Source organism: Micromonospora sp. ATA51, assembly GCF_016802855.1.
Classification (GTDB): Bacteria; Actinomycetota; Actinomycetes; order Mycobacteriales; family Micromonosporaceae; genus Micromonospora; species Micromonospora sicca.
The window spans coordinates 1-6,615 of record NZ_JAEVHJ010000350.1 but is presented as its reverse complement, the minus strand read 5'-3'; the positions used below and the strand labels follow the sequence as shown (position 1 = coordinate 6,615).

Annotated in this window: 5 protein-coding genes and 1 pseudogene; 4 read left to right on the top strand and 2 right to left on the bottom strand. The window is 74.1% G+C overall.

Going from position 1 to position 6,615, the window contains the following annotated elements; all coding sequences use genetic code 11:
- The coding region (locus JNW87_RS32600; protein WP_238455005.1) for a glycosyltransferase family 2 protein at window positions 1-776 on the bottom strand (776 nt) is incomplete at its 3' end.
- A gap of 221 nt (window positions 777-997) precedes the next feature.
- Between JNW87_RS32600 and JNW87_RS32595 the strand changes: the two genes are divergently transcribed.
- The 4 genes and pseudogenes from JNW87_RS32595 to JNW87_RS32585 all read left to right on the top strand — a co-directional run bounded on the left by JNW87_RS32595 (window position 998) and on the right by JNW87_RS32585 (window position 5,063).
- A complete protein-coding gene (locus JNW87_RS32595; protein WP_146231081.1) occupies window positions 998-1,537 on the top strand; it encodes a cyclase in 540 nt (179 codons plus the stop codon).
- Window positions 1,538-1,580: 43 nt separating this feature from the next.
- Window positions 1,581-2,078: pseudogene (locus JNW87_RS41800) on the top strand (HPP family protein); the annotation flags it as partial.
- Window positions 2,079-2,122: 44 nt separating this feature from the next.
- Window positions 2,123-4,603: a molybdopterin oxidoreductase family protein gene (locus JNW87_RS32590; protein ID WP_109802065.1), complete on the top strand. Its 2,481-nt coding sequence runs from the start codon at window positions 2,123-2,125 to the stop codon at window positions 4,601-4,603.
- A 1-nt stretch (window position 4,604) separates the two neighbouring features.
- Window positions 4,605-5,063 carry a hypothetical protein gene (locus JNW87_RS32585; RefSeq protein WP_109802064.1) on the top strand — a complete coding sequence of 153 codons (459 nt, stop codon included), beginning with the start codon at window positions 4,605-4,607 and terminating at the stop codon, window positions 5,061-5,063.
- A gap of 7 nt (window positions 5,064-5,070) precedes the next feature.
- Here JNW87_RS32585 and JNW87_RS32580 read toward each other — a convergent pair whose 3' ends face one another.
- A complete protein-coding gene (locus JNW87_RS32580) occupies window positions 5,071-6,318 on the bottom strand; it encodes a cytochrome P450 (protein WP_109802063.1) in 1,248 nt (415 codons plus the stop codon).
- Window positions 6,319-6,615: the final 297 nt, after the last annotated feature.

The window sequence follows — 6,615 nt, the reverse complement described above, 5'->3', positions numbered from 1 at the left end:
GGCAGCACCGCCAGCGCGGCCAGCAGCCGCAGCGGCTGGGCCTGGTCCCGGTACGCCTGCCGGATCCGCTGCCCGCGGAAGTGCGCGGCGGTCGGCGGGAGCCGGCGTACGTGCAGCCAGGCGGGCGTCGCCGTGGCACCCCCGTACGCCCGCACGGTCCGGGCCAGCTCCAGGTCCTCGAAGAGCACGTCCGGGTCGTACCCGCCCATCGCGCGGAAGGTGCCCCGGCGCACCGCCACGGTGCCCGGCCAGTCGCCGCCGAACGCCCGGTTGAGCAGGGTCCTGCCGGTGTCCCACCAGGCGTGCCAGGGCAGCCGGTCGAAGTGGCCCTGCGGCCGGACCAGGTCCACCCGGTCCAGCAGCTCGTGCACCGCGCGGAGCCCGGACTCGTCGTACCGGACGTCGTCGTCGGCGATCACCACGTGTTCGTGCCGCGCCAGGCCGACCCCGGTCAGCACCCCGAGCGCCCTGCCCTTCGCGCCGCCCAGTGCGGCGTCGGGCCGGACGTGCCGGACGAGGCCCCGCCACGCGGCGGCGTGCCGGGCGAAGAGCTCCGGCGGGGAGCCGTCGACCACGGTGACGTCCACCCACCGGGCGAGGTGGCGCAGGTGGTCGGTCAGCCCGGTCAGGCTGCTGTCGTCGGACCGGCGCAGCGGCAGGACGTACTCGACGGGGAGCCGACCGGGTCGCCGGCCGCCGCTCGGCCCGGCGGCCGTGCCACCGACGACCGGGGCCGGCGCGAGCGCCGCGTGGTGATCGCGGGCCGGCGCGCTCATGCCGCCGCCCGGCCGACGGGGCGAACCCCCGGCTGCCGGTGGGCCGGCCTGGGCCGCGGTGATCGAAGGACACGCTGCCTCCCGGAGGAACGCGGGGACGGGGTCGGCGGGTGCCCTAATTTCCGCCAATCAAACCGATTTGTCGTTTCGACGCCCTCCCGGCGGGTAGCGCTGCGGGATGCGGGCGGTCCATCCCCGGACGCCCGGGCGGAGGAGACGTGATGACCAGCAGAGGAACGAGGTGGGCGCTGGCGGGCGCGGCCACGGTGACCGCCGTCGGTGTCGGCCGGATGGTGGCCCGGCGGCGGCGTCCGCTCCAGGCCGAGCGGGCGGACGGCTGGTACGTCGTCCAGCGGGGGATCACCGTGGACCGCCCGATGGACGCCCTGATCGACTTCTGGACCGACCGGGAACGGCTGGACCTGGCGCTCGCCGAGTGGGCGACCCTGGAGCAGCTCGACGACAACCGGTGGCGCTGCGTGGCGAGCGACCCGGCCGGCGGCGGCACCGAGTGGCGCGCCGAGCTCACCGTCGAGGGTCCGGGCCGGCTGAGCTGGCGGGTCACCGAGGGGCCGGTGGTCCAGCAGGGGCAGGCCGAGCTGGTCCCCGCCCCGCACGACCGGGGCACCGAGATCCGGACCCAGCTGCGCTGGCGGTCCAACCCGGTCCGCCGGGCCCTGGGGCGGACCACCGGCCACGACCCGGAGGTGGGGCTGCGGGACACGCTGTTCCGGATCAAGTCGCTGGTCGAGGCCGCCTGACGCGGTCGATTCGATCGCGGGCGGCGGGGGTACAGCAGTCGTCATGGCCGCGCAGAACGAGCAGAACGCGCCCCGAGCCGGCACCGCCGGCAGAGCCTTCGCCGGCAGCGGCGCCGCCCTGGTGGTGGCCGGCACGGTCGCCCTGCTGACCCGGCAGCCGTGGCTCTTCCCCAGCCTCGGCCCGGCGGTCATGCTGCACGTCGAGCAGCCCGGCAAGCCCGAGTCGGCACCGCGCAACACCGTCATCGGGCACCTGGTGGCGCTGCTCGCCGGGTACGCCCTGCTGGTGCTGACCGGGCTCGCCGACCACCGGTCGGCGCTCCAGGAGGGCGTCTCGGTGCCCCGGATCGTCGCGGCCGCGGGTTCCCTCGCGGTCACCGCCGCGGTGCTGGTGCTGCTCGACGCCGCACACCCACCGGCCGGCGCGACCACACTGATCGTGAGCCTGGGGCTGCTGCGCACCCCCAGCCAGCTGGTGACCGCGTTCGCCGCCGTGCTCCTGGTGACCCTGGTCGACTGGCTGTTCATCCGGGCCACCGGCCGGCCGATGCCGTTCTGGGCGCTTCGAAGAAGGAGGGATGAGCGATGGTGGACCGGATCGCGGACCCGTGGGGGCCGCGCACCCCGTACGGGCCGGGTGAGCGCTGGCCGGCGCGGGTGGACACTTTCCTCTCGGCCGGGCACACCGAGGCCGACGTGCAGCGCTGGGTGCCGAGCGCGTCGATCCTGCACTCCAACGGCGACGCGATGGACATCGCGGTGGTCGACGACCGGATCGTCGGGGTGCGGGGCCGGGCCGGCGACCGGATCAACCACGGCCGGGTCGACCCGAAGGACCTGTACGGCTGGCAGGCCAACCACAGCCCGGACCGGCTGCGCCGGCCGTTGGTGCGCGAGGGCGACCGCCTGGTGGAGACCGACTGGGACACCGCGATGGGCCGGATCGTGGCGCGCTCGAAGGAGCTGCTGGACGGCCCGGGCGGTTGGGGCCACTTCGGCTTCTACACCAGCGGTCAGCTCTTCCTGGAGGAGTACTACACGCTCGGGTTGATCGGGAAGGCCGGGCTCGGCACCCCGCACATGGACGGCAACACCCGGCTCTGCACCGCCACCGCCGCCGCCGCGCTGAAGGCGTCCTTCGGCACCGACGGGCAGCCCGGGTCGTACACCGACGTGGACCACTGCGACGCGATCGCGCTGTGGGGGCACAACGTCGCGGAGACCCAGACGGTGCTCTGGATGCGGATGCTGGACCGGCGGCGCGGGCCGAACCCGCCGGCGATGCTCGCGGTCGACCCGCGCGCCACGCCGGTGGCCCGGGAGGCCGACGTGCACCTGGCGCTGCGCAACGGCACCAACCTGGCGCTGCTCAACGGCCTGCTCCGCGAGCTGATCCACCGCGGCTGGTACGACGAGGAGTACGTCCGCGCGCACACCGTCGGCTTCGACGAGCTGTGCCGGGTGGTCGAGGACTACCCGGTGGCGAAGGTGGCGGAGATCTGCGACCTGCCGGCCCGCGACATCGAGCGGGCCGCCGAGCTGCTGGGCCGGTCGCAGCGGCTGGTCTCCACCGTGCTCCAGGGCTTCTATCAGTCCAACCAGGCCACCGCGGCCTCCTGTCAGGTGAACAACCTGCACCTCATTCGCGGCATGATCGGCCGGCCCGGGGCCGGGATCTACCAGATGAACGGCCAGCCCACCGCGCAGAACAACCGGGAGTGCGGCGCCGACGGCGATCTGCCCGGCCTGCGCAACTGGGAGAACGAGGAGCACGTCGCGGAGCTGGCCCGCCTCTGGAACGTCGAGGTGGACACCATCCCGCACTGGGCGCCGCCGACCCACGCCATGCAGATCTTCCGGTACGCCGAGCAGGGCTCGATCAAGCTGCTCTGGATCTCCGCCACCAATCCGGTGGTCTCCCTGCCGGACCTGGCCCGGATCCGCCGGATCCTGGCGAAGCCGGACCTGTTCGTGGTGGTGCAGGACCTCTTCCTGACCGAGACCGCGGAACTGGCCGACGTGGTGCTGCCCGCGGCGACCTGGGGCGAGAAGACCGGCACCTTCACCAGCGTGGACCGCACGGTGCACATCTCCGAAAAGGCCGTCGAGCCGCCCGGCGAGGCCCGTCCCGACCTGGACATCTTCCTCGACTACGCGCGCCGGATGGACTTCCGGGACAAGGATGGCCAGCCGCTGGTCAAGTGGTCGGACCCGGAGGCCGCGTTCGAGGCGTGGAAGGAGTGCTCGCGCGGCCGGCCCTGCGACTACACCGCGATCACGTACGAGCGGCTGCGCGCCGGCGGCATCCAGTGGCCGTGCACCGAGGAGCACCCCGACGGCACCGAGCGGCTCTACACCGACGGGGTCTTCAACACCGACCCCGACTACTGCGAGTCGTACGGCCACGACCTGGCCACCGGGGCGGAGCTGCTGCCCGACGAGTACCGGGCCAAGGAACCGCGCGGGCGGGCGTTCCTGCATGCGACGCCGTACCAGCCGTCGCCGGAGGTGCCGAGCGACGACTATCCGCTGCTGCTCACCACCGGGCGCACCGTCTACCAGTTCCACACCCGCACCAAGACCGGGCGCGCCCCCCAGTTGGTGCACGCCGCGCCCGAGGTCTGGGTCGAACTCAACCCCGCCGACGCCGGGACGCTCGGCGTCGGGGAGGGAGACCTGGTCCGGGTGGAGTCACCGCGCGGCGCCGTCCGCGCCCGGGCCCGGATCTGCGGGGTACGCCCCGGCGTGGTCTTCCTCCCCTTCCACTACGGCTACTGGGACGCCGCCGACCCGGCCGGGCCCGGCGGTCCGGACGGCGGCGCTGCCGATCGTGGCGCGGGCCGTCGGCACGACCGGGCCGCGAACGAGCTGACCATCACCGCCTGGGACCCGGTCTCCAAGCAGCCGATCTTCAAGGTCGCCGCCGTCCGGGTGGTGAAGGAGGCGGACTCCGGGGGCCGCCCCTCGCCCGCACCCACCGTCGGCGGCTCCGCTCCGCCCGAGGGATCGGGCATCCCGGCCACCGTCGGTGGGCCGGCCGCCGAGGCACCGTCGAGAGGGGAGTGAGATGCACCTGGCGCACTATCTCGGGCTGCTGCACAAGGCCCAGAACCGCCTCGGGGACGCGTTCACCGAAATCGGCGAGGCGCACCGCGACGAGCCGGACATCTTCCACACCTGCCAGCGGCTGGCCGGCCAGTGTCGGGGCCACGCGGAGAAGCTGGCCCCGTTCGCCCACCGGTACGCCGAGGACGCCCCGGCGGAACCGGACCGGCTGCACTCGCAGCTCTTCTCCGGCACCCGCTCCGGCGGGCTCGGGCTGCTCCGCGACCTGCAGGACCTCTACCTGATGGCGGCGGAGTGCGACATCAGCTGGGCGGTGGTCGGCCAGGCCGCGTACGGGGCCCGCGATGAGGACCTGCTGGCGGTGGTGAAGTCCTGCGAGCAGGAAACCGCGATCCAGCTCAAGTGGCTGCGTACCCGGATGAAGCAGGCCGCGCCCCAGGCGCTGGTGGCGGCGGAGTGAGCCCGCCCTACGCGGTGCGGCGCACGCCGTCGATCAGGAAGCCGCTCGGCGGCAGGGCGGGCATCCGCCGCAGGCTGATCGCCAGGTCCTGCGGCGGCACCCGGTAGCTCATGGCGGTGGTCAGGTTGGTCACCGCCCGCTTCATCAGCTCGATCGTGATCCACTCCCCGGCGCAGCGGTGGCCGGTGAGCTGGTCTCCGCCGCCCTGCGGGACCAGGCCGAAGGGGTCGCCGCGCCAGCCGACGAACCGGTCGGGCCGGAACTGCTCCGGCCCCGGCCAGAGCTCCGGGTGGCGGTTGGTGCCGTAGAGGTCGAGCAGCACCCGCCGCCCCAGCGGGAAGTGGTGTCCCGACCACTCGAAGGGGCGCCGGACCCGGGCCGCCGCCACCGGAAAGAACGGGTAGTAGCGGCGTACCTCCTGCACGAAGGTCTCGGTGGCCGGCTCGTCGCCGCGGACCCGCTCCCGCCACTGCGGGTGGTCGTGCAGCGCCAGCGCGGCGAAAACCACGAAGCGGTCCACGGCGACGGTCGGGCGGAGGACGTTCAGCAGCTCGACCGCGGCGATCCGGCGGGGCAGCGGGTGGCCCCGGTCGTCCCGGTGCTCGACGATCACCCGCAGCGCGCTGCCCTCCGGGGCGGGGAGGGCACCCGCCCGAACGCGGTCGACGACTTCGCCGGTCCAGCGTTCGGCGCGCCGTCGGCCGAGCAGGCCACGCCAGTGCCGGGGGCCGACCGCGGCCGGGGCCTCGATCATCGCGTGCAGCTCGCTGGTCCACCGGGCCACGTCCGGGTCGGCCAGCGGCACCCCGGCCCAGGCGCAGACCGCCCGGGTGAGCATCCGGGCCGCCTCGTCGTAGAGCACCACCGGGCCGGACCGTTCCCAGATCGGGATCCGGGCCCGCCACTCGTCGTCGAAGAGCTGGCCGAGCTGACGGATCGCGGCGGGCGTCATGATCGACATCAGCATCGCCTTCCGCGCCCGGTGCACGGCGTCATCCAGCCCCTGCACCCCGCCGACCCCGGTGAGCGTCCGCTGCGCGCGGATCGGCATGGCCCCCCGCCGGCGGAAGCGCTCGTCGTCGTAGAAGAGCTCGACGGCGGGGCGGCCGCGCAGGCAGATGGTCGGTTCCAGCAGCAGCCGGGTCTGGAAGATGTCGCTGCCGTACCGGTCGCAGCGCTCGCCGATGAACCGGTAGCCCTCGCGGAGGAACGCCAGGGTGCTGTCCGGGCTGCGGTCGACGGGGATGCTGCTCATCTGCTGCTCCTGACCTGGTTCGGCAGCGGGCTCGGCACTGGGCCCGCTTGCGTCTACCCGTGCACAGCCGCTGAACCGCCCATCATCGCCGAAATCAACAGCACCGGGGAGGGGCCAGCCGAAGCTCGTCGCGCTGGCCCCTCCCCGGCCGACGGAAATCTGTTTGGCTGCCGCAGGCGAGGCCGGCCGCCGGGGCCGGATCGACGACGGGGAGGACGAATGCGGGACAACAGGCCGCCGTACTGGCGGCAGCGGCGGTGGTCGAGGCGCTCGGCGCCGGCCGCGACCGGCCCGGAG